Here is a 26,681-nt window from a genome sequence, read left to right as displayed (position 1 = left end):
TAGGCTCACCGCATGAGTGAGGTCGTCATCACCGTCCGGGGCGAGAGCAACGCCCGCGTCCGCGCCGAAGAGGCCGCCGTCCGGGTGACCGTCTCGACCGATGGCCCCGTGCGCGGTCCTGTCGTCGAGCGGGCTCAAGAGCGCGCCGCGAGCGTGCAAGACGGGCTGGTCGCCCACCTCCGCTCCGGCGAGGTGTCCGAGTGGTCGAGCGCCCGTGTGTCCGTCTGGTCCGACCGCCCCTGGAACAACGAAGGCGCGCAGCTCCCCCTCGTCCATCACGCCGCGGTAGAGCTGTCCGCCACCTTCACCGACGCGGGAGCCCTGTCGTGGTGGCTGGGCGATGTCGCCGAATCCGACGACGTGCAGGTCACCGCCGTGGAGTGGCGCCTGTCCCCCACCACCCGCGCCCGGGTCGAGCGAGAGGTCGCCGCCGACGCCGTGCACGTCGCCGTGGAGCGCGCGACAGCGTATGCGGACGCTCTCGGGCTGGCATCCGTCTCCGCCGTCGAGATCGCGGATGCCGGCTTGCTCGCCGCCCACCCCGAGACTCCGGCTCCGATGGGTGCGCGCCTGATGGCCGCGTCCGCCACCGGACCGTCGTTCAGCCTGCAGCCGCCCGAGATCGTCGTCACCTCGGTGGTCGAGGGGCGCTTCCGCGCCGAGTGACGCGCCCCGCAGGCGAAGAGGTCAGTCGCCCAGGCGGTTCTTCGTGCGCATCGCGCGCTCGGCCTCGCGCTTGTCCTCGCGCTCGCGGATCGTCTGACGCTTCTCGAACTCGCGCTTGCCCTTGGCGACCGCGATCTCGACTTTCGCGCGCCCGTCGAGGAAGTACAGCCGCAGCGGAACGAGCGTGTATCCGCCCGCCGACACCGCGTGCGAGAGCTTGATGATCTCTTCCTTGTGCAGCAGCAGCTTGCGCGTGCGCTTGGCCGAGTGGTTCGTCCAGTGGCCCTGCGAGTACTCGGGGATGTGGACGGCGTCGAGGAAGGCCTGGCCGCCGTCGATGTAGGCGTAGCCGTCGGTGAGGTTCGCGCGTCCTTGCCGCAGCGACTTCACCTCGGTGCCCGTGAGCACCAATCCGGCTTCGTACGTCTTCTCGATGGCGTAGTCGTGACGCGCCTTCTTGTTCGACGCGATGAGCTTCTCACCCTGCTCACGAGGCATGGTGCCACCTCCTCATGATCATGGGCACACAGAGCCTTACAGTTTACCCACACCGGATGCCGGCCGAGCGCGATACCGCGAGCTGCTAGGCGCGCAGCCAGCGGCGGATGGCGAAGCTGGCACTCAGTGCCGCGAGCACGATGCCGATCACGACCAGAAGCGGGATCACGATCGCCACGTCGCCGAAGTCCACCCACGAGGTGATGAAGCCGATCCGGTCTCTGAGGTACTGATTCACCCCGACGCCGACGATCGCCCACACCGCCACGCTCGCGAGCGCCGAACCGATGAGTGCGGCCAGCACGCCCTCGACGATGAACGGCGTCTGGATGAAACGGTTGGACGCACCCACCAGACGCATGATCCCGAGCTCCTTGCGTCTCGCGAACGCCGAGAGCCGGATGGTCGTGGCGATCAGCAGCACGGCCGCGATCAGCATGAGCCCGGCGATCCCCACCGCGACGTAGGTCGCGACGGTGAGGGCTTGGAAAAGGGGTTCGAGGTACTGCAGCTGATCGGTGACCGCTTCGACACCGTTCTGCCCGCTGAAAGCCTCGGCGATGACGTCGGACTGGCTCTGGTCGACCAGGTTGATGCTGAAGGTCGCGTTGAACTGATCCGCCGTCACGACGCCGGCGATGTCTTCGGGCAACTGCTGCTTCGCGTTCTCGAAGACCTGGTCGCTGGTCTGGAACGTGTAGTCGCGGATCAGCGGTGCGAGCGCCTGACCGTCGAGCGTCGCCTTGACGGCGTCGATCTGGTCCTGGGTCGCCGGCTCACCGGCCACGCAGGTCGGAGCGTTCGATGAAGCCGCGCACATGAACACCGCCACCTGGGCGCGGTCGGCCCAGTACGACTGCATCTTGCCGATCTGCATCTGCATGAGCATCGCGGCCCCGACGAAGGTCAGCGACACGAAGGTGACGAGGATGACCGAGATCACCATCGACGCGTTGCGACGAAGACCGGTGAAGGCCTCCGAGAGGATGAGCCCGAACCTCATGACGTGGGTCCCACTTCGTCGTTGCGGTCTTTCTTCTCGCCCAGTCCGAGCCGGTCGGCAAGACCGAGAGCGTCGACGTCGGGGCGGGTGACCGGGATGGAGCGTGTGTTGGTGCCAGGCTCACGGGGCTCGGCGGCGACGGGAGCCTCGGGCTCGGAGTTCTGGGCGGGAGCCTCGGATGCCGCGGGAGCAGGCTCCGCGACAGCCGGCTTCGTCAACGGCTCGACCGGACCCGTGAGCCCGGTGACCTCGCGCTGCACCTCGAGAACGGCGGTGAGAGCGGCCACAGCCGCCGCACCGCGCTCGACCTCGGGCGCGAGTCGCGGAAGGCTCGATGTGTCGCCGTAGCCGCCGTGACGTTCGTCACGCACCATCTCACCGCCGCGCAGCTCGATCACGCGACGCTGCATCTGGTCGACGAAGCCTGCCTCGTGGGTGGCCATGACGACGGTCGTGCCACCGGCGTTGATGCGCGCGAGCAGGCGCATGATGTCGATCGACGTGCCGGGGTCGAGGTTTCCGGTCGGCTCGTCGGCGAGCAGCACCTGCGGGCGGTTGACGAGTGCGCGCGCGATCGCCACGCGCTGCTGTTCTCCACCCGACAGCTCGTGCGGAAGACGCTTCTCTTTGCCGTCGAGGCCGACGAGCGCCAGCACCTCGGGCACGGCCTGCTGGATGAACCCGCGCGAGGCGCCGGTCACCTGCAGCGTGAAGGCGACGTTCTGGTGCACCGTCTTGTTCGGCAGCAACCGGAAGTCCTGGAACACCGAACCGATGTGACGGCGGAAGTAGGGAACCTTGCGGTTCGACAGCGTGCGCAGGTCGCGACCGAGCACGACGACGCGGCCGTCGCTGGGGGTCTCGGCGCGCAGGATGAGCTGCAGGCACGACGACTTGCCGGAGCCCGAAGCGCCGACGAGGAAGACGAACTCCCCCCGCTGCACTTCGAAGTCGACGGCGTTCAGGGCGGGCTTCGCGGTGCCGCGATACCGCTTGGTGACGTTCTCGAACCGGATCATGGCTCGATGAGCCTAAGCGCGGGTCCGAACCAGGCCGAGAGGACGCGCCGTGTCGCGAAACCGAGAGAGCCCTATGGATGCCGGGCCAGCGGCATCCATAGGGCTCTCTTCCCCGCGGGGAAAGCTCAGTCGTCGTCCTTGCGCTTGCGCCAGCGGATGCCGGCCGCGATCAGACCGTCGAGGTCGCCGTCGAAGACGACCGCGGGGTTTCCGACCTCGTAGCCGGTGCGCAGGTCTTTCACGAGCTGCTGACCGTAGAGGAAGTAGGAGCGCATCTGATCGCCCCAGCTCGCGGTGATCGTGCCGGCGAGCTCCTTCTTCTTCGCGGCCTCTTCTTCGCGCTTGAGCAACAGCAGGCGGGTCTGCAGCACGCGCATGGCGGCCGCGCGGTTCTGGATCTGCGACTTCTCGTTCTGCATCGAGACGACCAGGCCCGTGGGAAGGTGCGTGATGCGCACGGCGGAGTCGGTGGTGTTGACCGACTGACCACCCGGGCCCGAGGAGCGGAAGACGTCGACGCGGATGTCGCCCTCGGGGACTTCGACCTCGACGGCTTCTTCCATCACGGGGATGACCTCGACCGCGGCGAAGCTCGTCTGGCGCTTGTCGGCGCCACCGAAGGGGCTGATGCGCGCGAGACGGTGCGTGCCGGCCTCGACCGACAGCGTGCCGTAGGCGTAGGGCACGTCGACCTCGAAGGTGGCCGACTTGATGCCGGCGCCTTCGGCGTAAGAGGTGTCCATGACCTTGACGGGGTACTTGTGACGCTCGGCCCAACGCAGGTACATGCGCAGCAGCATCTCGGCGAAGTCGGTGGCGTCGTCGCCGCCGGCACCCGAGCGGATCGTGACGACCGCCGAACGCGGGTCGTACTCGCCGTCGAGAAGCGTCTGCACCTCGAGCTGGCCGATCACGTCTTTCAGCGAGGCGAGTTCGCGACGAGCCTCGTCGGCGGACTCCTCGTCGTCCATCTCGATCGCGAGACCCACCAGCACCTCGAGGTCGTCGAGCCGCTGCTCGATCTCCGAGACGCGCTTGAGCTCCGCCTGGCGGTGGCTGAGACGGCTGGTGACCTTCTGAGCGTTCTCGACGTCGTCCCAGAGGTCGGGAGCACCGGCCTCTTCGCTCAGGCGATCGATGTCGGCTTTGAGTGCGTCGACGTCGACCACGGCCTGGATATCGGCGAAGGTCGAGCGCAGCGCCTGGATGTCGGCGGTCAAATCGAGTTCGAGCATTTGGCATCAAGCCTATCGTGGAGACAGTGACAGCCGACTCTCCCCGGAACGTGCTGGTGCGCTTCGCACCGATGATCTACGGCCCCACGCTGCTCTTCGCCGTGGGCGAAGGCGCCGTGATCCCCCTCATCCCCGTCATCGCCGACCGCCTCGGCGCCGACGTCGCGGTGGCCGCTCTCGTCGCCGCCGCGCTGGTCGTCGGGCAGCTCTGCGGCAACATCCCCGCCGGGTGGGCCGTGGCCCGCTTCGGCGAGCGCGTGACGATGGGCGTCGCCGGCATCGTCGTCCTGGCCGGTCTGGTGGGAATCGTCCTCGCCCAGTCGTTGGCGTTCTTCACCGGGGCGGTGTTCCTCATCGGCTTCTGCGCCGCGTCCTTCGCCTTGGCCCGCCACTCGTTCATGACCACGCGGGTCCCGCTCACCTTCCGCGCCCGGGCACTGTCGCTGCTGGGCGGCACGTTCCGCCTGGGCATGTTCGTCGGTCCGTTCATCTCGGCGGCCCTCTTGGCGGTGCTCGGCACCGAGACGGCATCCATCGTCTTCTTCGCTGTCTGCCAGATCGCCACGATCCTGCTGGTTTTCTTCGGTCCCGACCCCGAGAAGGCCGTCCCGGTGGGGGCGGGGTCTGCCACCCGGCGAGACGCGGGCGACTCCCGCGACGCAGAGGACACCGGCGAGCCCGTCACCGGCTCCATCCCGACCGTGGAGAGGGTCGGCGTGTTCCGCACGATGTGGCGGTACCGCGGGGTGCTCGCGCGTCTGGGACTCGCCGCCTCGTCGCTGTCGGCCGTGCGCTCGGCTCGTCAGGTGGTGCTGCCCCTGTGGGGCGTCTCGCTCGGATTGGATGCCGGAACGATCGCGGTGGTCGTCGGGGTCTCGGGAGCGATCGATTTCGCCCTGTTCTACGCCAGCGGCCAGGTGATGGACCGCTTCGGGCGCCTCTGGGCGGCCCTTCCCGCCATGGTCCTCATGGGTGCGGGGTTCTTCGCCCTGTCGGTCACGCACGAACTGTCGTCGGCGGCCATGTGGTACGCGATGTTCGCCGCGGTCCTGGGGGTCGGCAACGGCCTGTCGAGCGGCATCCTGCTCACTCTCGGCGCCGATGTGGCTCCGCCCAGCGACCCCGCAGCGTTCCTGGGTTCGTGGAGGACGTTGACGGATGCCGGCGGAGCTGTGGCCCCGTTGATCGTCTCCGCCCTGACCGCCGTCGCATCGTTGTCGGTCGGTGTCGGCGCGATGGGCCTCATCGCCGTCCTGGGTGCGGCCGGCTTCATCCGCTGGGTCCCGCGGTACGTGCCTCGTACCCGTTAGGGCGGCGCCCCCTCGAGGACGCCGCCCTCGGGCTCACTCCGCGACGCGGATCAGCACCTTCCCGAGCGCACCCTGCTCGACGGCGTCGTGCGCGGCGGCGGTCTCATCGAGCGCGAACCACGTGAGCGGCAGCCCGGCGTCGTGCCCGACCGGAAGCGCCCCGTCGGCGACGGCCGCGGCCACGTCCTCGGCGGCGGCGAGCAGCGCCCGCTCCCCCACGGTGTACAGCAGCAGTCCCTGCCAGCGCACGTTCTTGGCGAAGCTCTCGCGCACGCGGGCCGTGAACTCCGCCCCGCCGTTGTCGGCGTAGTACCCGATCGTTCCGTGATTGGCGACGACCTCGACATCGAGACCGGCGTTGTCGGCGATGGCGACCTCGACGATGTGCTCGACACCCTTCGGCGCGAGTTCCCGGATATCGGCGGCCAGCGACTCGCTCGGGTACTGCAGCACGTGGTGGGCGCCGGCAGAACGGGCCAGTGCCTCTTTCTCGTCGCTGCTAACGGTGGCGATGACCGTGGCTCCGGCCCAAGCGGCGAGCTGAATGGCGGCGTGCCCCACGGCTCCGGCACCGCCCTGCACCAGGACAGTGCGTCCGGCGAGCGCCCCGGGAGCGAGGCGCGAGGGGCCGTCCTCGTGCACGGTGAGGGCGCGGTGCGCGGTCATCGCCGGAACGCCGAGGCTCGCGCCGAGCTCGAACGATGCGCTGTCGGGCAGCGGCACGGCCCGCGACGCGGGCAGGACCGTATACTCCGCCGCCGTGCCGAACGGGCGCTGGTGGGCCGCGAGATACACCCACACCCGCTGACCGACCGACAGGACGTCGACGCCCTCGCCGACGGCATCCACCACTCCCGCTCCGTCGTGGTTGGGCGTGACCTCGTCGAAGGGAAGCGGGCGGCCGGTGGTGGCGCGGGCCTTCCAGTCGGTCGGGTTCACCCCCGACACGGTCAGGCGTACGCGCACCTCTCCCGCGGCGGGTTCGGGCAGCGGGCGGTCCTCGAGCGAGAGGACGGAGGAGTCACCGGGCTGGGAGTACGTGATCGCTTTCATGAAGGGGAGAACGGATGCCATGTCGTTCAGCATTCCCCGCGGCGCGTCGGCGAGGGTGGACGACTCCCGGGGTTGACGGCGGCTTCACAACGTGCGCGCACTCCACCCGCCTACAATGATCAGACTCGCGGGAGTGGTGAAATCGGTAGACACGCAGGATTTAGGTTCCTGTGCCTTCGGGCGTGGGGGTTCAAGTCCCCCCTTCCGCACGGTAGTAGTCATCCCCTGCACCGACATTCCGACCCGACGGGACCGATGTGATCCACACCACCAGCGCGCTGCTCCCGTGGCTCGACCCCGCGACGATCATCACCAACTCCCAGCCCTGGGCGCTGCTGGTCGTCTGCTTCATCATCTTCGCCGAGACCGGTCTGCTGATCGGCTTCCTGCTGCCGGGCGACACCCTGCTGATCATGGCGGGTCTGCTGTCGCACTCCACCGACGCGGCTCCGCACGGCGTCTTCGGGATCAACGCCTGGTGGGTGGCTCTCGCGATCGGTGTCGCGGCATTCATCGGCGGTGAGGTGGGCTACCTCATCGGCCATAAGGCCGGGCCTTCGATCTTCGAGCGCAAAGAGTCCGGGTTGTTCAGCAAGAAGAACGTCGAACGCACGAACGCGTTCTTCGAGCGCTTCGGCGGACTGACCGTGATCCTGGCGCGCTTCGTGCCCGTGGTGCGCACCTTCGCGCCGATTGCCGCCGGTGTCGGTCACATGCCGTGGCGCAAGTACTCGCTCTACAACCTGATCGGCGCGATCATCTGGGGCATCGGCTTGACGATGCTGGGCTACCTGGTGGGCTACATTCCGTTCGTCCGCGACATCGTGACCGAGTACATCGACGTCATCCTGCTCGCCGCCGTCGCCGGCACCGTGATCTTCATCGCGATCCACTACTTCCGTGAGCGCGCCGCCGCCAAGCGCGAGGGCGCCGTCACCGCGGCCGAGGCCGAATCGCTCACCCTCGACCCGAAGACCCTCGAAGACGGCGATCAGCCCGCTCGCTAAGACGCCTTCGAGTTCTTCTTCTTGGCCGCCGGCTTCGTGCCGGCGGCCTTCTTCTTTTCGGCGGTGCCGTCGGTGGCCGCAGCGCCCGATCGTGCCGCCCGGCTGCGCTCCACGCTCGCCCGCAGCGCCTCCATCAGATCGATGACCTCGCCGCCGTCCTCCTCTTCCTGCTTTCCGAAGGTGGCGTCGGTATCGATCGCATCGCCCTGCTCGAGCTTCGCGTCGATCAGGGTGCGCAGCTCCGCCTGGTACGCGTCGGTGAACTCCTCAGGCTCGAAGTCCTTCGAGAAGCTCTCGACGAGTGACGCCGACATCTCGAGCTCCTTCGCCGAGATGCGCACACTCTCATCGAGAGCCGGGAAAGCCGCCTCGCGCACCTCGTCGGCCCAGAGCAGTGTCTGCAGCACCAGCACGTCCCCGCGGACGCGAAGAGCCGCCAGCCGGGTCTTCTGTCGCAGCGAGAACCGCACGATCGCCGTGCGGTCGGTCTGCTCGAGGGTCTTGCGCAGCAGCACGTATGCCTTGGGCGACGACGAGTCGGGCTCGAGGTAGTACGCCTTGTCGAGCGTCAGCAGGTCGACCTGGTCGCTCGGCACGAACTCCACGACCTCGATCTCCCGGCTGCGCTCGCTCGGCAGCGACGCCAGATCGTCCTTGGTCAGCACGACCGTCTGCTCGCCGTCGTCGTAAGCCTTGTCGATGTCCTGGTACGGCACGACCTCGCCGTCCACCTCGCAGACGCGCTGATACCGGATGCGGCCGCCGTCCTTGTTGTGCACCTGATGCAGCGAGACGTCGTGGTCCTCGGTCGCCGAGTACACCTTCACAGGCACGTTGACGAGCCCGAACGTCAGGGCGCCCTTCCAGATCGATCGCATGTGCCCAGTGAACACCGGGAGAGCGGTGGATGCCGAGACCCTTGCGCGCGAACGTGTCCGGCCCCTTCGAGCAGACCTCGGACCTGGCCCCCGGGTGGCCGAGCGTCTCGAAGCCACCGGAACCCCGAGTTCGCCGCAACCCCCTCGGCATCCCTCTCCCCCTCCGCTCTACGCTGGGGCGATGACGGAGCAGACGGTGCGCATCGGCGGTCGTCGCCTGCGCCTGTCGAACCTCGACAAGGTGCTCTACCCCGAGACCGGCACCACCAAGGGCGAGGTGATCGACTACTACTCGCGGATCGCTCCCCTGCTTCTCCCGCACGTCGCCGACCGCCCGCTCACGCGCAAGCGCTGGCCCGACGGAGTGGGGACGGATGCCGACCCCGGCGAACCGTTCTTCGCCAAGGCCCTCGAGCCCGGTGCTCCGGCATGGGTGCGGCGCTTTCCGATCGACCACTCCTCGGGCGCCAAGGACTACCCGCTCGTCGACGACCTCCCCGCCCTCGTCTACCTCGCGCAGGTCGCCAGCCTCGAGTTGCACGTGCCGCAGTGGCGTTTCTCGAGCGACGGCGAGAGGCAGAACCCCGACCGGCTCGTGCTCGATCTCGACCCCGGTCCGGGCGTGGGCTTGGCCGAGTGCGCCGAGGTCGCGCGGTGGGCGCGTGCGATCCTGCGAGACATGGGGCTCGACCCGTTGCCGGTGACGAGTGGGAGCAAGGGCATCCATCTGTACGCCCGCCTCGACGGGCGCCAGTCCAGCGACGCGGTCAGCGTCGTCGCGAAGGAACTCGCGCGCGCGATCGAGTCCGATCACCCCGACCTCGTCGTCAGCCAGATGTCGAAGGCCGCACGCCCCGGCAAGGTGTTCATCGACTGGAGTCAGAACAACGGCTCGAAGACGACGATCGCGCCGTACTCGCTGCGCGGCCGCCCGCGCCCCTACGTCGCCGCCCCGCGCACCTGGGACGAGCTGGACGACCCCGACCTGCGGCACCTGTTGTTCACCGAGGTCCTCGGGAGAACCGACGACCCGCTCGCCTCCGTCGACGCGGCGCACGGGCCCCTGCGCGCCTACATCGCGAAGCGCACAGCCGGAAAGACCCCCGAGCCGGTGCCCGAGGCTCCCCACGGCGCGCCCGCCGCCGAGGGGCTCCCCCGGTTCGTCATCCAAGAGCACCACGCCTCACGTCTGCACTGGGACCTCCGCCTCGAACGCGACGGCGTGCTCGTCAGCTGGGCCGTCCCCCGGGGTGTGCCGCCCACCACAGCGAAGAACAGCCTCGCCGTCATGACCGAGGACCACCCGCTGCAATACCTCGACTTCGCCGGCGAGATCCCCCGCGGTGAGTACGGCGCGGGCACCATGACGGTCTGGGACACCGGTACGTACGAGCTCGAGAAGTGGCGCGACGACGAGGTCATCGCCACCCTCGAGGGCAGAACCGACGGACCGCTCGGCCGCGTGCGACTCGCCCTCATCCGCACCGAGGGGCAGGGTGAGAGATCGCAGTGGCTGCTGCACCGCATGAAGACGGATGCCGCGGGCCGACCGCAGAGCGGCGGAGCCCCCGTGGTGGCCCTGGACCACGGCTCCGCTGATCCCCCTGCATCGACCGAGGTCCCACCGAGCGTCGACAGGGACGGCGACATCGAGCCCATGCTCGCCACCTCCGCGACGCCGGGGATCGCCCGCGCCGCCGCCGAGCGCTGGGGCGGCACGCCCTGGGTCGAGATGAAGTGGGACGGCATCCGGGGTCTGGGAACCTGGGACGGCGAACGGCTGCGCCTTCGATCGCGCAACGGCAACGACCTGACGGACGCCTACCCCGAGCTCACGAGCGTCGACCTGGGTCTCGGTCCCGACCCGGCCGTCTTCGACGGAGAGATCGTCGCGCTCGACGAGCAGGGACGGCCGAGCTTTCCGCTTCTGCAGAGGCGCATGAACCTCGCGAAGGCGCGCGAGATCGCCCGCGAGGCCGAGCGCACCCCCGTTCACCTCTACCTCTTCGATGTGCTGTCGGCGGGTGGGCGGGATGTGGCATCCCTCCCCCTGTTGGAGCGGCGCGACGTGCTCGAGGAGCTGGCCGCCGAGGCCGGGGGTCCGGTCGTCGTGCCTCCCGTGTTCGACGACGTGGATGCCGCGGTCTCCACGAGCGGCCGGTTCGGGCTCGAAGGGGTCGTCGTGAAGGACCCGGGCTCGACCTACCGCCGCGGGGTGCGATCCGAGCGGTGGCTGAAGGTCAAGCACTCGCGCACGCAGGAGGTCGTGATCGGCGGGATCCGACCCGGTAGAGGAAACCGTTCCGGCACGATCGGTTCGCTGCTGGTGGGGGTGCCCACGGCGGGCGGACTGCAGTACGCGGGGCGGGTGGGCTCCGGGTTCGGCGAGCAGACCCTCGCTCGACTGACGAAGGCACTCGAGCCGCTACGCGCCGATGCGAACCCCTTCGTCGGTGTGCCGGCCGCCGACGCGCGCGACGCCCTGTGGGTGCACCCCACCCTGGTGGCAGAGGTCGAGTTCGCGGAGTTCACCCCCGGCGGGATCCTCCGCCAGGCGCGGTGGCGCGGCCTCCGCCCCGACAAGTCGCCCGCGGAGGTCGTGCGCGAGAACTGAACGCCGTGATGCCGTTCAGTCGTCGACGACGATCCACTCGCCGAAACGGCGGAATCCGGATGCCAGCGCGAGAGCCACCGACGGGGCATTATCGAGCTGACACCGGTACTGCGGCTCGTAGCCGCGCTCCAGCGCATCGGCGGCCATCGCCAGCACAGTCGCCCTCGCCAGGCCGCGGCCGCGGAACTCCGGAAGAGTGATCACGCCGAGGTCGGCGAGGCGCGTGCCCCTCCAGGGATACATGCTCGCCGCAGCAGCCAGCGTGCCGTCGACGAACGTGCCGAACACGAGCCAGTGATCGAGCTCGACGAACGCCTCGTCGAGCTCGTCCTCGGGCGCCGCCGCGACGAGGGCGGCGAAGGCGTCGGCGTCTTCGGCCGTCAGCCGGCGCGTGTTCGCCTGCGGCTCGGGTGCGGTGACGTTGGCATGCTCTTCGACCGGAAGGTAGAAGAGGTGGTCGGGGTCGTTCAGCGCGATGCCCGCCGCGTCGATGCGCTCCAGAACCTCATCAGCGGCGAGACGTTCTCCGTCGGACACACCGAGCTGATCCGCTCGCTCGGGGCTCAGCGAGACGACCGTCGCCCCGTCGCCGATGCGCAGGATCGAGACGGACCGGTTCTCGGGCGCCTCCGGATCGACGACGACGACCGCGTCGTCATCAGAGAACGCGCTCGCGGGAGACGGCAGCCAATGGTCGATGACGAGTGACGAGAACATGAGGAACCTTCCGGGGGGTGCGGGTGCCTGTCCGAAGGCTACCGGACGGCACCGACATTCACGCGTGACGCGAATCGTGCTCCACGTGCCCCGCGGGCTCCAGCTGGAAAGTGGAATGCTCGACGTCGAAATGGTCGGCGAGACACGTCTGGAGCGAAGCGAGGATCGCGGCGGCGCGCCCATCGGCGAGCGCGGCATCTTCCACGATCACGTGAGCGCTGAACACCGGCGCTCCGCGGGTGAGCTGCCACACGTGCACGTCGTGCACGTCGACCACCCCGTCGGCCTCGCGCAGGTGCTCGCGGATCTCGGCCACGTGCACCCCCACCGGGGCCGACTCCGTCAAGACCACGACGACCTCGCGCAGCAGACCGATCGCCCGCGGGACGATGAGCACCGCGATCAGCAGCGAGGCGATGGCATCCGCCTGCATGAATCCCGTCGTCACGATGACAAGGGCCGCGATGATCACCGCGATCGATCCGACGAGATCGCCCAGCACCTCGAGATAGGCGCCGCGCACGTTGATGCTGCGCTTCTGCGCGCGAGAGAGCAGGAACATCGACACGGCGTTGGCGATCATGCCGACGGTGGCCACCACCAGCATCAGTCCGCCCTGCACCTCGGTCTCGGCCGGGGCGAGCAGACGTTGCACCGCCTCGACGCCGACCCACGCGCACAGCACGATGAGGATCACGCCGTTGGCGAGGGCCCCCAGCACCTCGGCACGCTGGTAACCGAAGGTGCGACGATCATCGGCCGGGCGCGCGGCGATCGCGGTGGCGATGAGCGCGACCACCAGAGCGGCCGCGTCGGTGAACATGTGCGCGGCGTCGGCGAGCAGGGCGAGCGAGCCGGTCAGGACAGCCCCGACGATCTGCACGAGCATCACCGTGGCCGTCAGGGCCAGGGCGGTCGCGAGCAGGCGCCGATTGCTGGCATCTCGGATGCCGCCGGAGGGCGCGTGATCGTGCATGGTTCCAGGCTAGAACGGGCACAGGCTCCGCCGCGGTGGTTCGGCCAAGTCGGGAATGAGAACCGGTGTCGGTCTCGTTCTCAGAGCCCCCGAAGAAGCGGTGTCAGCTCGCGGAAAGCGCGGGCTCGGTGCGACTCGGCGTTCTTCTCGGCCGCGGTCCACTCGCCGACGGTCCGCTCTTGTCCCGAAGGCTGGCCGTCGGGGATGAAGACCGGGTCGTAGCCGAAACCGCCGGGACCGGCCGGGGCCGTGGCGAGGCGGCCGGGCCAGCGGCCCTCGACCGTCTGCTCGGTGCCATCGGGGTGCACGAGCGCGATGACCGAGACGAACTGCGCGGTGCGGTGCGGGTCGGCGACATCCGAGAGCTGGTCGAGCAGCAGCTCGAGGTTCGCCGTGGCGTCTTTCTTGTGCCCCGCCCAGTAGGCCGAGAACACCCCCGGCGAACCGCCCAGTACGTCGACGGCCACACCGGAGTCGTCGGCCAGAGACGGCAGACCCGTGTGCGCCGCCGCCGCGCGCGCCTTGATCAGCGCGTTCGCCGCGAACGTCACGCCGTCTTCGACCGGCTCCGGGCCGTCGTACCCCATGACCTTGAGGTCGGGGCGCACCTCGGCGACGATCGCCTGGAACTCCTCGACCTTGTGCGGATTGTGCGTGGCCAGGACGATGCGAGCCATCTCAGCCCTCGAGCGTCGAGACCTGGATGCCGCGCAGCTCGGCGCAGCCGTTCACGCCCAGCTCGAGCAGCTGGTCGAGCTCGCGCTTGTCGAACGGCGCGCCCTCGGCCGTCCCCTGCACCTCGACGAACAGACCGCGACCGGTGACGACGACGTTCATGTCGGTCTCGGCGCGCACGTCTTCGACGTACGCCAGGTCGAGCATCGGTTCGCCGTCGATGATGCCCACCGACACCGCGGCGACCGAGTCGCGCAGCACCTCGGCGCGCTGACCGATGAACTTCTTCTCGCGTCCCCAGGCGATGGCATCCGCAAGAGCGACATACGCGCCGGTGATCGCCGCGGTGCGCGTGCCGCCGTCGGCCTGCAGCACATCGCAGTCGATGACGATGGTGTTCTCGCCCAGCGCCTTCGTGTCGACCACCGCACGCAGGGCACGGCCGATCAGGCGCGAGATCTCGTGCGTGCGCCCGCCGACCTTGCCCTTGATCGACTCGCGGTCGTTGCGGCTGTTCGTCGCGCGCGGGAGCATCGCGTACTCCGCCGTGACCCAGCCCTTGCCCTTGCCGGTCAGCCAGCGCGGAACGCCGTTCGTGAACGACGCGGTGCACAGCACCTTGGTGCCGCCGAACGTGACGAGGGCCGAGCCCTCGGCGTGAGCCGACCAGCCGCGCTCGATGGTGACGGGACGGAGCTGGTCGTTGGTGCGACCGTCTTTGCGGGTCATGGGTCCTCCAGGGGAACGGGAATGGATGCCGCGACTCAGCGCGGCAGGTCGATGGCGCCGGTCTGCACGAGCTGCACCTCGCGCACCTCGCGGCCCATGAGGCGGTGAGCGAGGCGCACGAAGTCGTCGGCCGATGAGCCCGTGGCTTCGTAGCGGGCGGTGGGCACGGCATCCGGTGTCGCGAGAAGGTCGCGCGACACGAGCTGGCGATAGACGTCTTTCGCGGTCTCACTGTCGCTCGAGACGAGGCTGACCTCGGGGCCCATGACGTAGCTGATGGCGCCCTCGAGGAACGGGTAGTGGGTGCAGCCGAGCACGAGGGTGTCCACGCCAGCGTGGCGGAGCGGCGCGAGGTACTGCTCGGCGGTGGCGAGGACTTCGGGCGAGTCGGTGACCCCTGCCTCGACGAACTCGACGAAGCGCGGGCAGGCCTCGGCGAAGACCGTCAGGCGCTCGTTGACCTCGAGCATGTCCTGGTACGCGCGGGAGCCGATGGTGCCGACGGTGCCGATCACGCCGATGCGACCGTTGCGGGTGGTCGACATCGCGGTGCGCACGGCGGGGCCGATGACCTCGACCACCGGCACGTCGTAGCGCTCGCGCGCGTCGCGGAGCATCGCAGCCGAGGCGGTGTTGCACGCGATCACGAGCATCTTGACACCCTGCTCGACGAGGGTGTCGAGCACCTCGAGCGAGTACTTGCGAACGTCGGCGATCGGCTTCGGGCCGTAGGGCGAGCGGGCGGTGTCGCCGATGTAGAGGATGGACTCGCGCGGCAGCTGCTGAGAGACGGCCCGGGCGACGGTGAGTCCGCCGACTCCTGAGTCGAAGATCCCGATCGGCGCGTCGTTCATAGGGCTCCAGCCTATCGGGAGGGGGTGGACCGGGCTGGTCTCCGACATCGGGTGGTGTCGAACTCCTGAAAAACGAGGCGAAGAGGCGCCATGTGCTGCCGTTCGGCCGTCTCACGGTCGGAAAGTCAGGAGTTTCGCACGACGCGGCGCGGGTGCGGGCGCTCGGGCTGGTTGCCGGCGCGGGCGCGGCGCGGGGGTGGCCGGCGCGGGGGTGGCCGGGGGCGGGGGTGGCCCGGCACAGGGGTGGCCGGGGACGCGCGGCGTGCGAAACTCCTGAGGAAATTCGACGGTTCGCGGTGCCACGGCATCCATGGCTCGCATCCCCCGAAAGTTCAGGAGTTCGGTACGCCGGGCGGCGACTGTCAAGCGCGGGAGTCCGCGCGGGCACGGCCACGGGGCCGCAATATGCTGGCGCCATGAGCCGCAGCACCGCCCTGCACACCGACCGTTACGAACTCACGATGCTCGACGCGGCGCTCCGCGACGGCACGGCCTCGCGCCGCTGCGTGTTCGAGGTGTTCGGCCGACGCCTGTCGGGTGGGCGCCGGTTCGGCGTCGTCGCGGGGACGGGGCGTCTGCTCGAAGCGATCCGCGACTTCCGCTTCGGCGACGACGAACTGCGCTTCCTCCGCGACAACCGGGTGGTCGATGGCGGAACCCTCGACTTCCTCGCCGACTACCGCTTCACGGGGTCGGTGACGGGGTATCGCGAGGGCGAGGTCTATTTCCCCGGGTCTCCCCTGCTCACGATCGAGGGAACGTTCGCCGAGGCCGTACTGCTCGAGACGCTCGCACTCAGCATCCTGAACTACGACTCCGCCGTCGCCACCGCCGCCGCCCGCATGAGCGTGGCCGCGGGCGACCGACCACTCGCCGAGATGGGGTCGCGCCGCGCGAGCGAAGAGGCCGCGGTCGCCGCGGCCCGCGCGGCGTACATCGCCGGGTTCTCGGCGACCAGCAACCTCGAGGCCGGTCGCCGCTGGGGTGTGCCGACCATGGGCACCGCCGCTCACGCCTGGACGCTGCTGCACGACAGCGAAGAAGACGCCTTCCGGTCGCAGATCGACGCTCTCGGCGCCGGGACGACCCTGCTGATCGACACGTACGACATCACCGAGGGGGTCAAGACCGCCGTCCGCGTCGCCGGCACCGACCTGGGCGGGGTGCGCATCGACTCCGGCGACCTGCCGATCGTCGCGGGCGAGGTGCGCGCGCTGCTCGATGAACTGGGCGCCACGAGCACCCGCATCACGGTGACCAGCGACCTCGACGAGTACGCTCTCGCCGCCCTGGCGGCCTCACCCGTCGACTCGTACGGCGTGGGCACCTCGGTCGCGACAGGCTCGGGCGTCCCGACCGCGGGGCTGGTCTTCAAGCTCGTGGCCCGAGAGGCCGCCGACGGCTCGTGGGTGGCCGTGGCCAAGGCATCCGCGCAGAAGGCCTCGCACGGGGGGCGGAAGGCCGCGTTCCGGACCCTGGAATCCGGCACCGCGACCTCGGAGCTCATCGTCGTCAGCGACGGCTTCGAAGAACTCTCGACCGCGGCCGAACACCCCGATGCGCGTGCGCTGCAGGCGACGCTCATGGAGCACGGCGAGGCGGATGCCGGTGCTCTCGGCTCGGCCGGAGTCCAGGCCGCGCGGGCCCATCACGCCCGCGTGCGTGAGGAACTGCCCGTGCGCGCCCTGGCGCTGAGCAAGGCCGACCCGGCGCTGCCGACGGAGTACCGCGAAACGCGGTGAGCCCCGGCGCGCGCGCTGAGCGGCGGGTCCGGGGCGCACGGGCCCTTCACGCGGCGGACGCGCGTGAGGGGCCGGAGAGCGCCGCCGAGCGCTAGCCGGGGCGACGCTTTCCGGCCCCTCAGGCGGAGCGAGAAGACCTCAGTTGATGAGGGATTCGTAGATCTCTTTGCACTGCGGGCAGACGGGGAACTTCTCGGGGTCGCGCCCCGGAGTCCACTTCTTGCCGCAGAGGGCGCGCACCGGCTTGCCGCTGAGGGCGGACTCGAGGATCTTGTCCTTCTTCACGTAATGGGAGAACCGCTCGTGATCACCGGGCTCGATGTTCTCCTCGCGGATGAGCTCTTCGAGCTCACGATCCAGGGTCGCGAGACCCCCGCTGTCAGGACTGTCGAGAGGCGTGCTCATGGAGAGCCAGTGTAGCCGCGGTCAGCCCTGACGGGTCGGTCGCGAGCCAGGTCAGGTCGCTTCGGCGAACTCCATGAGACGCGTTCCGCGGCGCTCGAAGAGAGCCGCACCGATCGCGACGCCGACGACGAGCACGATGGCTCCGGCACCGATGCCGACCCAGAGCGCCAGCGCCGTGTCGACAGTCTCGCCGTTGATCGCCCGCCATGTGAGCCATGCCGCAGGCGAAGCCGCGACGATCGCGCCGGCCATCACGAGCCCCTGGGCGACGACGCCGCCCGAGCCCGTGCGCTGCGGTTGCTGGAAGGGGCTGTCCCCCGGTCGAGAGACCGCGTAGGGCGCCACCACCGAGGAGATGCTCGACAGCCCCAGCCCCGCCAGGAACAGAGCCGCGCACACCCCGACCATCGCCGGGAAGATCGCCCAGCGCCCGTGCGCGACGATGGCGAGCGGCAGGGTGACGGCGAGGATCGGGATGCCGATGAGCAGCACGGGCACCAGACGCCCGATGCGGTCGGGAGCCCCGCGCATGCCGCTGGCGATGTGCATCCAGAGCGCGGTGGAGTCGTACGCGAGGTCGTTGTGCGGCAGCCACCCGAAGAACAGCGCCATGATCGGCACCGGCAGCAGGACGGCGAGTTCGAACGGGACGCCGGCGACGAGCAACGGCACCGTCGAGACGACGGCGGCGATCGGCACGATGACGACGTTGACGATGTACCGGCGGTCGCGCAACCAGTACGAGAGACTGCGGGCGGCGACCGCTCCCCCCGGCGTGCCCGGAAGGATCGCGAACCAGCCGAGGCCGCCGCGCTCGCGCACCGCGGCCGGACGACGGGTGGTGGTGAGCAGGACGTTGACGAGGGCGAACCAGGCGAGTCCCAGCGCGGCGACGGTTGCGAGGGCCACGACGAGGCTGCCGACGGCCGCTCCCACCGACGGTGCGAGGGCGATACCCCACGCAGCCCCGATCGGGGTCCACGCGAGCACCTCAGCCGCCGAGGCGAGCTGCGACGGCACGACCCCCCGCCACTCGAGCGATCCGAGGAAGACACCCACCGGCACGACGACGACGAGAACGGCGATGAGATACACGCCGACGAGTTCGCGCGACTGCCGCGGTCGCTGCACGAGGGCGCCGAGCGCCATGCTCACGCGAGCGAACAGCACACAGGTCGTCAGCCCCAGAACGACCGATGCCGCACTCGCCCAGGCCGAGGCGCCGTGCGCGCCCCACGCGACGGCGAGGCTGACCCCGAGGACGAGCACGACCAGCACCGGCACGGAGAGGAACCCGGCCAGCAGCAGCGCGCCAGCCAGGGGCCGAGGCTCGGGCCCGACGACGGCGAAGCGGCGCGGGTCGAGGGGGTCGATCGAGGCGGTCACGGGCGGACCGACCGCGAAGCCGAGCGTCACCGCCGACCCCGCGAGCACCGTGACGACGGCGGTGGTGAGGGGGCTGGCATCCGCCAGACCGGCGGCGCTCGTCGCCGCAACGACGGTGGCGGCGATGAGGATGACGACGCCGATGGCGCGCCGGACGACCTCGCGCCGGTCGCCCCGGAGGGCGCCCAGCATCATGGCGAGTCTCAGGCGGAGAACGTGTGCAACCACTCGAGTCCCTCCACGTCGCCGAGACCACCGGAGAGTTCGCGGAAGCGCTGTTCGAGCGTTCCCTCGCCGCGCACCTCGTCGACGGTGCCCTCGGCGAGCACCTGACCCGACACGATGACGGCGACGCGTGAGCACACGCGCTCGACGAGCTCCATGCCGTGGCTCGAAAGGATGACCGTGCCGCCGTGTTCGACGTAGGTGCCGAGGATGTCGAGGATCACGCCGCTCGACACCGGGTCGACGGCCTCGAAGGGCTCGTCGAGCACGAGCAGACGCGGCGAGTGGATCATGGCCCCCGCGAGCATGACCTTCTTGGTCATACCGGCGGAGTAGTCCGACACCGGGCGCGAGAGCGCTTCGACGAGGTCGAAGGCACGAGCGAGGTCGGCGGTGCGGCTCTCGACCAGCGGGGCGGGCAGCCCGCGCAGCGCGCCGTAATACGACAGCAGTTGACGGCCGGTGAGCCGGTCGAAGGTGCGCAGCCGGTCGGGCAGTACGCCGATGAGCTTCTTGGCCTCGCGCGAGCGCTTGGCCGCGTCGACACCGTTGATCGTGACGGTGCCGCGGTCAGGACGCAGGAGGCCCGCGATGATCGACAGGGTCGTGGTCTTTCCGGCGCCGTTCGGTCCGACCAGGCCGTAGAACGCCCCCGCGGGCACGGTCAGATCGATCGCGTCCACGGCGCGCAGTTCGCCGAAGCTCTTCGTGATCGTGCGCAGGGCGAGAGCCGGGACGGCGGTTTCGTCGTCGGATGCCGTGGGCGCATCGACCGGCTGCGCAACCACCGCGGTGGGGACGAGCGCGTCGTCGACCTGGGTGACGGGCTCGTCCACCTCGGAGCGTGGCTCGGGGTCGACGGCGCGCTCGATCGTCTCGGCCGGGGATGCGTCGAGGACGGCGGTCTGCCCGTCGTCTTCGGCGCCCGCCGCATCGACGCCGGTGGTCTCGGGCACCTCGGTCGACTCCGGAGCGACGAACGGGGCGGTCTCGGGGTCCGCGGGCTCGGCCTCGTCGACGCGCACGTCGGCGGGGGTGGGGTCCTCCTGCTCGCTCACGCCGTCGGCGCTCGCGGGTGACTCCTCGCTCGCCGAGGTGTCGGCCGGAGCTGCCGAGTCGGAAGGGAGGTCGTGCTCGAGCGGCGTCTCGGTGACGACCTCGGTGGACGACGACATGACGAGGGAGGACGACGCGTCGGTCTGCTGGGGCGTATCTGCTGCGACAGTCGCGGGCTCCTCGACGGCGACGTCGGCCGGCGTCGGGTCGGCCACGGTTTGCGCGGCCGGCTCCTCGACGGCGACATCGGCGGGAGCCGGATCGGCAACCGGTTCTTCGACGACGACGTCGGCGACGATCGGATCGGCGACCGCGACATCGGCGGGAGCCGGATCGACGACCGGCTCCTCGACAGCGACATCGGCGGGGGTCGGGTCGGCAACGGTCTCCGACTCGGCGTCACCGGCAGCGGACGAGTCCTCGGCGGAAACCTCAGCCGGAGCGGAGCCCGCCGCATCCGGTGTGACCACCGCGTCCGGCTCGGCGACCGCCTGGTCGGGCTCTGCATTGGCGTCGTCGCTCTCGGTCGTCGCGCTGGCAGCCGGTAGCGGCGGGCGCGGCGGCACCACGATGTCATCGGGCAGAAGCGGCGGCATAGCGACGTCCGGCGCGGTCACGGTCGCCTCGGCCCGCGACTGCTCGAGAGCAGCCGCCTCCGCTGCCGCCTTGGCATCCGCGGCCTTCGCCGCAGCCGTCTGACGCGGAGCCGCGGGCTTCTTGGGAGCGGCGGGCTTCGCCGCCGCCGCCTTCGTCCCCGCAGCCTTCGCCGCCGTCGTGCGGGGAGCAGCAGGCTTCCTCGGCGCGGCGGGCTTCTTCGGCGCAGTCGGTTTCTTCGCCGCGGGCGTCCGGCCGGTCGTCTCCGCGGCCGAGGCGGCGCGCGCGGCAGTCGTCCGCGGGGTGCGCGGCGGGACGGTCGCCTGGGGTGCCTCTGCCGAATCGGCGTCCGCAGCCTTCGCCGTCGGGCGTCGCGGAGTTCGCGGCGTGGTCGCACGCGGCGCGCGGGGCTTGGCCGGGGGCGACACCGCGGCTTCGGCGCTCGCCGCCGCGCCCTCGGTATCTGAAGAGGACTTTTCGGGGGGCTCCGGCAGCGACGCTGTCATCGCACCAAACTACCAACCCCCTCCGACACCGACCGACGCTCAGTCGCGCGCCCCACACACTCACAGATAACGAAAGGCCGGTGGATCCCCGCAAAACATTTCATCTGAACGGATGACGTCCTCTTCGACATCCCGGGCGCGTACGTGCGCAGGCGCACTCGGGGTCGACTCGCGGCCGCACTTCGTGGCTGCGCACGCCGCACCACGCCCCGCGGCCGTCAAGCACCCCCGCCCGACCCGCCCTCCGGGTGAGGATGGAGGCATGGCTGAGAAGGTGCACCGCATTCACACCCTGCCCGACGACGCCCCCTGGAAGGGCGGCCTGCCCCCGGTGGGGTCGGAGGAGCACCCGCGCACCATCCGCATGCTCGATCGCGTGCTGTCGGTCCAGCGCCCCGTGGTGCTCGCGCACCTGCGCAGCATTCGTCTGCGGCATCCGGATGCCGGCGTCGACGACATCCTGAAAATCCTCGAGCGGCGCTATCTCGCGGCCGTCACCACCGGCGGGGCCGCGGTGGGAGCGACCGCCGTCGTACCCGGTATCGGGACCGGCGTCACCCTGGCGCTCAGCGGCGTCGAGACGGTGGGCTTTCTCGAGGCGACCGCTCTGTACGCGCAGTCGGTCGCCGAGGTGCACGGGGTCGTGGTCGAAGACCCCGATCGCGGCCGCGCGCTGGTGCTCGCGCTGATGCTCGGCAAGGAGGGCATCGACCTCGTCTCGCAGCTGGCCTCGCAGGCCGCCGGCCGTGGGGGCTCGCGTTCCAGTTACTGGGGCGAGATGGTGACCAAGACGCTGCCGCGCGCGATGGTCGGCCCCCTCGTCGACCGGCTCAAGACGACGTTCGTGCGTCAGTTCGCCGCGCGTGGCGGTGCCTCGTGGATCGGCAAGGCCCTCCCCTTCGGCGTCGGCGCCGTCGTGGGCGGGGCGGGAAACAACATCCTGGGTCGTCGCGTCCTGGTCAATGCCCGTCGCGCGTTCGGCGCTCCCCCGTCGACGCTTCCCGCAGACCTCGAGCCGCGGCCCGGTACCGAGCCCCTCGAGCGGGCCGCGTTCGGCGGGATTCGTCGTGCCGGTGACGCCCTCGCGGGGGCGGGACGCCGAACCGGCGCGATCGCCCGCAGGGCCCTCTCGCGCCACGAGCACCGCTCAGAGTCCCCCGAGCTCGAGCCGGGCGGTGACGACGAGAGGCCGGCATCCTGAATCTCGCCCTCTCTCACCGACGAGGGGCCGCGCGCAAGACCTGCACGAAGGACTCGACGGCGCGTTAGCCTGCCCGCATGGGCGACCTCCTCGAACTCCTCGCTGTCTGGATGCCGCGTCAGCGCTGGTACGGAACAAAGGGCCGCGACCCGCGGCTGACTCTCGTGGCCGACTGGCCGCTCGACGCCGCCGACGCGCGAGTGCTGCTGGTGCGCGACGAAGCCGTGCAACCGGCGATCGTGTACCAGGTGCCCGTCGCACGCCGGGCGGAAGGCTCGGTTCCGCCGGGGAGCCTGATCGGCGCCGCAGCGGAGGGACAGGTATGGACGGATGCCACCACCGACCCCGCCTTCACCGACGCGCTGTACGCGCTGGTCACCGCGGGCGGCGAGGTAGGGGCGCCGGAGGACGGCTTCCGGGGCATCCCGCTCGGGGCGACCAACGGGCGCCCGTTGGCCTCGCGTACGACGGCCCGCGTGCTCAGCGGCGAGCAGTCGAACACCTCGATCATCTACCGTCTCGAGGGTGAAGAAACGGGTGTACCCGTCATCTGTAAGTTGTTCCGTCAGGTGAATCCGGGGATTAATCCCGACGTCGAGCTCCAGTCCGCGCTGGCCGCCGGCGGGGCCTCATTCGTGCCCGGAGCGATCGGTGAGATACGCGGAATCTGGATGACCCCGGAGGGCGTTCCCGTCAGCGGTTCGCTCGCCTTCGCGCAGGAGTTCTTCGAGGGCGTCGAAGATGCGTGGCGCGTCGCGCTCGATGCCGCCGCCGCAGGCGACGACTTCTCGGAGCGTGCGTACGCCCTCGGAGCGAGTGTCGCCGGCATGCACGTGGCCCTGGCCGAGCGGTTCTCGACATTCCCCCCGAGTGCGGCCGACAAGTCGTCGGTGAACAGCGCCTGGGAGCGCCGCCTGACCATCGCACTGATGGAGGTGCCCGCTCTCAAGCCCTACGAGGAGCAGATCCACGAGGTCTACGACAGGGCCCTCGACGTGAGGTGGCCGGCTCTTCAGCGCATTCACGGCGATCTGCACCTCGGGCAGGTGCTCGACACCACCTCGAACGGCTGGGTGCTCCTGGACTTCGAGGGCGAGCCGCTTCGCCCGATCAACGAGCGTCTGCAGCCCGACGTCGCCGTGCGCGATGTCGCGGGAATGCTCCGCTCGTTCGACTACGTCTCGGGCGCGGTCGCCGACGACGACGGCGAAGCCGTGCGCGCGTGGGTCATCGCTGCGCAGCAGGCGTTCCTCGACGGGTACGCCGCGACGACCGGCCGCCCCCGCACCGACGACGACGCTCTGTTGAAGGCCTTCGAGCTCGACAAAGCCGTGTACGAGGCGATCTACGAGACGCGCAACCGCCCGGACTGGGTGGGCATCCCCCTCGCGGCGATCGGGCGGTTGGCACCCCTGCACTGACAGGGGCCGAAACCCGCGAAGTCAGCTCGTGGGCATGGACCCCAGGGTCACCTCGGCGGTCTTCTCGGCGTTGCCGCGGTTGTACGTGACCTCTGCCTTGCTGCCGGCGGCGAGAGCGCGCACCTGGGCGGTCAGGTCGATGGAGTTCGTGATCGGGATGCCGTTGAACTTCGTGATCACGTCACCCTTCTGCAGCCCGGCGGCCTGGGCCGCGCCGCCGCTGGACACGTCGGCGATGTAGGCACCGGTCGTGGTGGCGCCCTCGATGGACGCGGCATCCTGAACCGAGGCACCCAGCAGGCCGTGCGTGGCGGAGCCGTTGTCGATGATCTCGGTCGAGATGCGCTTGGCGATGTCGGAGGGGATCGAGAAGCCGACGCCGATGTTGCCCGACTGTCCGCCCGACGACGATCCGCCGGCGCTCGCGATGGCGACGTTGATGCCGATCAGCTTGCCCTCGTTGTTGACGAGCGCTCCGCCCGAGTTGCCGGGGTTGATGGCGGCGTCGGTCTGGATGACGGCGATCTTGATCGTCTGGTTGGCGGACTGCTGCTGCTGGCCCTGGCCGAAGTCGAAGCGGAACGGGCTCTCCTGGCCGGGCTCCTGCTGCTGCTGGTCGGTGCCGTCGCTCGGGGCGGCCGACGAGGCGACCTGGATCGAGCGGTTCAGCGCGCTGACGATACCGGTGGTGACCGTGTTCGGCAGGTCGAGCGGGGCGCCGACGGCGATGGTGTTGTCGCCGACGTTCAGCTTCGACGAGTCGGCCCACTCGATCGGGGTCAGGCCTGAGGCGTTGTCGAGCTTGATGACCGCGAGGTCGTAGGTGGGGTCGGTGCCGACGACCTTGGCGGAGTAGACCTTGCCGTCGGAGGTCGTGACCGAGATCGCGGCGTTGCCGCTCTGGCCGTCGAGGGTGACCACGTGGGTGTTGGTGAGCACGTAGCCGTCCTGGCTGAGGATGACGCCCGAACCGGTGCCGCCCGACTGCTGAGCCGTGGCGCTGATGGTCACGACGCTGGGGACGACCTTCGCCGCGACCGCGGAGGTGTTGTTGACGTTGTCGGGGTTGTTGACCGTGATGGCCGAGGGGCCCGAGGCCGCCGACGTGTTCGAGCCGCCCCAGAGGGTGAGCCCGGCATAGGTGCCGCCGAGACCGGCACCGCCGCCGACGAGGGCGGCCGCGACCAGCAGGGCGGCGATGCGCGGTGCCGCGCTCTTCTTGCGGGGAGCGGTGGATGCCGAGGACGGCATCGCGAGAGTGGGGTGGGCGTCGGTGGCGGCGGGGCCGAAGGCCTGACCGGTCGGCGAGGTCGCACCCGAGGGGGCGGAGGCGTGGCCGGGGTGCACCGACCCGGTGCCCGGGACGGGCGGCGGCCAGGCCGCGGCGGCCGACGCCGGCGAACGCGTGGGAACCGGCGGCGCGTCGTAGCGCGGCGCGGCGGGGGTGGTGGACTCGGGCTGCGGCGACGCGGGAACGGCGCCGTTCGCGGCCGAGTTCGTGGGGTGGCTGTTGTCGTTGCCCTCGGGACGGTTGTCCGTGGTGTCGCTCATGGGATGCTCCTTGTTCCAGGTGCTTCTACGATGACCACCGTTCCTGTGGACCACCTATGACGGGCGTGGGCCGTCTCTATGGGTCTAGCAGCAAGCGACCGCGAGGCATTCCCGCTTGCGCCGGGCCGCCGTGCGGCATTCTTGATCCATGCGACACATCCCCGGCGCCTGGCAGCGCACCGCCCGCGGCGCGGGCCTCCTCGCTCCCGACGGCACGTCTGTTCCCACGATCTTCGCCGAGATGAGCGCGCTCGCAACCGCCACCGGGGCGCTCAACCTCGGACAGGGCTTCCCCGACGAAGACGGGCCGGAAGCGGTTCTGGATGCCGCCCGCGCGGCCATCTCGTCGGGAATCAACCAGTACGCGCCGGGGCGCGGCTTTCCCGACCTGCTCGCGGCGGTCGCCGATCACCAGCGGCGCTTCTACGGGATCGAGCTCGACCCGCAACGCGAGGTGCTCGTCACCGTCGGGGCGACCGAGGCGCTCGCCGCGACCCTGCTGGCGCTCGTGGACTCCCCCGACGACGAGGTGGTGGTCTTCGAGCCGTACTACGACTCCTATGCGGCGTGCGTGGCCCTTTCGGGAGCGAAGCTCGTGCCGGTGCCCCTGGAGTGGCCCACCTTTCAGCCCGACCTCGGGCGCCTGGCATCCGCCGTCACCGACCGCACCCGCGTGATCCTCGTGAACGACCCGCACAACCCCACCGGCACGGTGTTCTCGCCCGAGGTGCTCGACGAGGTCGTACGCCTGGCTCACCAGCACGACGCGATCATCGTCACCGACGAGGTGTACGAGCATCTCGTGTTCGACGGCCCGCACGTGCCGATCGCGACGCTGCCCGGGGCCGCAGAGCGGACGCTCTCGATCTCGTCCGGCGGAAAGACGTTCTCGCTCACCGGGTGGAAGACCGGGTGGGTCACTGGGCCCGCCGACCTCGTGACAGCCGTGCTCGCCGTGAAGCAGTACCTGACCTACGTGGGCGGCTCGCCCTTCCAGCCGGCGATCGCCGTGGGCCTGCGCCTGCCCGATGCCTTCTTCGCCTCGGTCGCGTCGGAGATGGCCGCCAAGGCCGCCCTGCTGGGCACGGGGCTCCGCGCTGCCGGATTCGACGTGTCCTCCCCCGCGGGCTCGTACTTCACGGTGGTGGATGCCGCCCCGCTCGGCGCCACCGACGCCGACGCGTTCTGCCGCGAGCTGCCGGCCCGCGCCGGAGTGGTCGGTATTCCGCTCACCGCTTTCGTCACACCGGATCACCGCGGCGAGTACGCGACGTTGGTGCGGTTCGCCGCATGCAAGCGGGTGGAGGTGCTGCAGGAGGCGGCGGAGCGGTTGGCGGGGATGACGTTGGGCTGACGGGGC

General features: G+C 70.2%; 23 protein-coding genes and 1 tRNA gene. 9 read left to right on the top strand and 15 right to left on the bottom strand.

Going from position 1 to position 26,681, the window contains the following annotated elements; translation table 11 throughout:
* Positions 1 to 12: 12 nt before the first annotated feature.
* A complete protein-coding gene (locus OVA17_RS13185) occupies positions 13 to 666 on the top strand; it encodes an SIMPL domain-containing protein (RefSeq protein WP_267787011.1) in 654 nt (217 codons plus the stop codon).
* Between the two features lie 21 nt (positions 667 to 687).
* On the opposite strand, the gene smpB is transcribed toward OVA17_RS13185, so the two are convergent.
* The 4 genes from smpB to prfB all read right to left on the bottom strand — a co-directional run bounded on the left by smpB (position 688) and on the right by prfB (position 4,421).
* Positions 688 to 1,164, bottom strand: a complete 477-nt coding sequence (smpB, locus tag OVA17_RS13180) for an SsrA-binding protein SmpB (protein ID WP_094734236.1) — start codon at positions 1,162 to 1,164, stop codon at positions 688 to 690.
* A gap of 85 nt (positions 1,165 to 1,249) precedes the next feature.
* Entirely contained in the window at positions 1,250 to 2,167 is a 918-nt protein-coding gene (gene ftsX / locus OVA17_RS13175; RefSeq protein WP_210074513.1) for a permease-like cell division protein FtsX, read from the bottom strand.
* On the bottom strand, positions 2,164 to 3,186 hold the full coding sequence (gene ftsE / locus OVA17_RS13170; protein ID WP_210074511.1) for a cell division ATP-binding protein FtsE: 1,023 nt from the start codon (positions 3,184 to 3,186) through the stop codon (positions 2,164 to 2,166). The genes ftsX and ftsE overlap by 4 nt, the downstream gene beginning before the upstream one ends.
* A gap of 125 nt (positions 3,187 to 3,311) precedes the next feature.
* Complete coding sequence (gene prfB / locus OVA17_RS13165) at positions 3,312 to 4,421, bottom strand: peptide chain release factor 2 (protein WP_210074509.1); 1,110 nt, start codon at positions 4,419 to 4,421, stop codon at positions 3,312 to 3,314.
* Between the two features lie 71 nt (positions 4,422 to 4,492).
* Between prfB and OVA17_RS13160 the strand changes: the two genes are divergently transcribed.
* Positions 4,493 to 5,731 carry an MFS transporter gene (locus tag OVA17_RS13160; protein WP_267789401.1) on the top strand — a complete coding sequence of 413 codons (1,239 nt, stop codon included), beginning with the start codon at positions 4,493 to 4,495 and terminating at the stop codon, positions 5,729 to 5,731.
* A gap of 33 nt (positions 5,732 to 5,764) precedes the next feature.
* Here OVA17_RS13160 and OVA17_RS13155 read toward each other — a convergent pair whose 3' ends face one another.
* Positions 5,765 to 6,784: an NADPH:quinone reductase gene (locus OVA17_RS13155; protein WP_267789400.1), complete on the bottom strand. Its 1,020-nt coding sequence runs from the start codon at positions 6,782 to 6,784 to the stop codon at positions 5,765 to 5,767.
* Positions 6,785 to 6,911: 127 nt separating this feature from the next.
* Between OVA17_RS13155 and OVA17_RS13150 the strand changes: the two genes are divergently transcribed.
* Positions 6,912 to 6,993: transfer RNA gene (locus tag OVA17_RS13150), tRNA-Leu, on the top strand.
* A 48-nt stretch (positions 6,994 to 7,041) separates the two neighbouring features.
* Positions 7,042 to 7,791 carry a DedA family protein gene (locus OVA17_RS13145; RefSeq protein WP_210074507.1) on the top strand — a complete coding sequence of 250 codons (750 nt, stop codon included), beginning with the start codon at positions 7,042 to 7,044 and terminating at the stop codon, positions 7,789 to 7,791.
* Here OVA17_RS13145 and OVA17_RS13140 read toward each other — a convergent pair.
* On the bottom strand, positions 7,788 to 8,669 hold the full coding sequence (locus OVA17_RS13140) for a Ku protein (protein WP_267787008.1): 882 nt from the start codon (positions 8,667 to 8,669) through the stop codon (positions 7,788 to 7,790). The genes OVA17_RS13145 and OVA17_RS13140 overlap by 4 nt on opposite strands.
* Before the next feature lie 181 nt (positions 8,670 to 8,850).
* Between OVA17_RS13140 and OVA17_RS13135 the strand changes: the two genes are divergently transcribed.
* A complete protein-coding gene (locus OVA17_RS13135; RefSeq protein ID WP_267787007.1) occupies positions 8,851 to 11,283 on the top strand; it encodes an ATP-dependent DNA ligase in 2,433 nt (810 codons plus the stop codon).
* Between the two features lie 15 nt (positions 11,284 to 11,298).
* Here OVA17_RS13135 and OVA17_RS13130 read toward each other — a convergent pair whose 3' ends face one another.
* The 5 genes from OVA17_RS13130 to murI form a co-directional block, all read right to left on the bottom strand.
* On the bottom strand, positions 11,299 to 12,000 hold the full coding sequence (locus OVA17_RS13130; protein WP_267787005.1) for a GNAT family N-acetyltransferase: 702 nt from the start codon (positions 11,998 to 12,000) through the stop codon (positions 11,299 to 11,301).
* A 58-nt stretch (positions 12,001 to 12,058) separates the two neighbouring features.
* The gene (locus tag OVA17_RS13125; protein ID WP_210074498.1) at positions 12,059 to 12,976 is read right to left on the bottom strand and encodes a cation diffusion facilitator family transporter; all 918 of its coding nucleotides are present in this window, start codon (positions 12,974 to 12,976) and stop codon (positions 12,059 to 12,061) included.
* Between the two features lie 80 nt (positions 12,977 to 13,056).
* Positions 13,057 to 13,653: an RdgB/HAM1 family non-canonical purine NTP pyrophosphatase gene (gene rdgB, locus OVA17_RS13120; RefSeq protein WP_267787004.1), complete on the bottom strand. Its 597-nt coding sequence runs from the start codon at positions 13,651 to 13,653 to the stop codon at positions 13,057 to 13,059.
* A 1-nt stretch (position 13,654) separates the two neighbouring features.
* Positions 13,655 to 14,380 (bottom strand): ribonuclease PH, encoded by a 726-nt coding sequence (gene rph, locus OVA17_RS13115; protein ID WP_210074494.1) that lies wholly within the window; start codon positions 14,378 to 14,380, stop codon positions 13,655 to 13,657.
* Positions 14,381 to 14,415: 35 nt separating this feature from the next.
* A complete protein-coding gene (gene murI, locus OVA17_RS13110; RefSeq protein WP_267787002.1) occupies positions 14,416 to 15,234 on the bottom strand; it encodes a glutamate racemase in 819 nt (272 codons plus the stop codon).
* Between the two features lie 416 nt (positions 15,235 to 15,650).
* On the opposite strand from murI, the gene OVA17_RS13105 reads away from it, so the two are divergent.
* Positions 15,651 to 16,976: a nicotinate phosphoribosyltransferase gene (locus tag OVA17_RS13105; RefSeq protein WP_267787001.1), complete on the top strand. Its 1,326-nt coding sequence runs from the start codon at positions 15,651 to 15,653 to the stop codon at positions 16,974 to 16,976.
* Between the two features lie 138 nt (positions 16,977 to 17,114).
* Here OVA17_RS13105 and OVA17_RS13100 read toward each other — a convergent pair whose 3' ends face one another.
* The 3 genes from OVA17_RS13100 to OVA17_RS13090 are packed head-to-tail and all read right to left on the bottom strand — an operon-like array spanning position 17,115 to position 21,148.
* A complete protein-coding gene (locus tag OVA17_RS13100) occupies positions 17,115 to 17,381 on the bottom strand; it encodes a DUF3039 domain-containing protein (protein WP_056230575.1) in 267 nt (88 codons plus the stop codon).
* Positions 17,382 to 17,432: 51 nt separating this feature from the next.
* Complete coding sequence (locus OVA17_RS13095) at positions 17,433 to 18,962, bottom strand: hypothetical protein (RefSeq protein WP_324289894.1); 1,530 nt, start codon at positions 18,960 to 18,962, stop codon at positions 17,433 to 17,435.
* An 8-nt stretch (positions 18,963 to 18,970) separates the two neighbouring features.
* Positions 18,971 to 21,148, bottom strand: a complete 2,178-nt coding sequence (locus OVA17_RS13090; RefSeq protein WP_267786997.1) for an ABC transporter ATP-binding protein — start codon at positions 21,146 to 21,148, stop codon at positions 18,971 to 18,973.
* 262 nt (positions 21,149 to 21,410) lie between these two features.
* Here OVA17_RS13090 and OVA17_RS13085 point away from each other — a divergent pair, with 262 nt between their 5' ends.
* Positions 21,411 to 22,349, top strand: a complete 939-nt coding sequence (locus tag OVA17_RS13085; RefSeq protein ID WP_267786995.1) for a hypothetical protein — start codon at positions 21,411 to 21,413, stop codon at positions 22,347 to 22,349.
* A 77-nt stretch (positions 22,350 to 22,426) separates the two neighbouring features.
* Positions 22,427 to 23,770, top strand: coding sequence for a maltokinase N-terminal cap-like domain-containing protein (locus OVA17_RS13080; RefSeq protein WP_267786994.1), 1,344 nt, complete (start codon positions 22,427 to 22,429; stop codon positions 23,768 to 23,770).
* 21 nt (positions 23,771 to 23,791) lie between these two features.
* On the opposite strand, the gene OVA17_RS13075 is transcribed toward OVA17_RS13080, so the two are convergent.
* Positions 23,792 to 25,321 (bottom strand): S1C family serine protease, encoded by a 1,530-nt coding sequence (locus OVA17_RS13075; protein ID WP_267786993.1) that lies wholly within the window; start codon positions 25,319 to 25,321, stop codon positions 23,792 to 23,794.
* A 148-nt stretch (positions 25,322 to 25,469) separates the two neighbouring features.
* On the opposite strand from OVA17_RS13075, the gene OVA17_RS13070 reads away from it, so the two are divergent.
* The gene (locus OVA17_RS13070) at positions 25,470 to 26,675 is read left to right on the top strand and encodes an aminotransferase class I/II-fold pyridoxal phosphate-dependent enzyme (RefSeq protein WP_267786992.1); all 1,206 of its coding nucleotides are present in this window, start codon (positions 25,470 to 25,472) and stop codon (positions 26,673 to 26,675) included.
* Positions 26,676 to 26,681 lie beyond the last annotated feature (6 nt).

Source organism: Microbacterium sp. SL75, assembly GCF_026625865.1.
In the GTDB taxonomy this organism is placed as follows: Bacteria; Actinomycetota; Actinomycetes; order Actinomycetales; family Microbacteriaceae; genus Microbacterium.
This window is presented reverse-complemented; position numbering and strand designations above follow the sequence as displayed.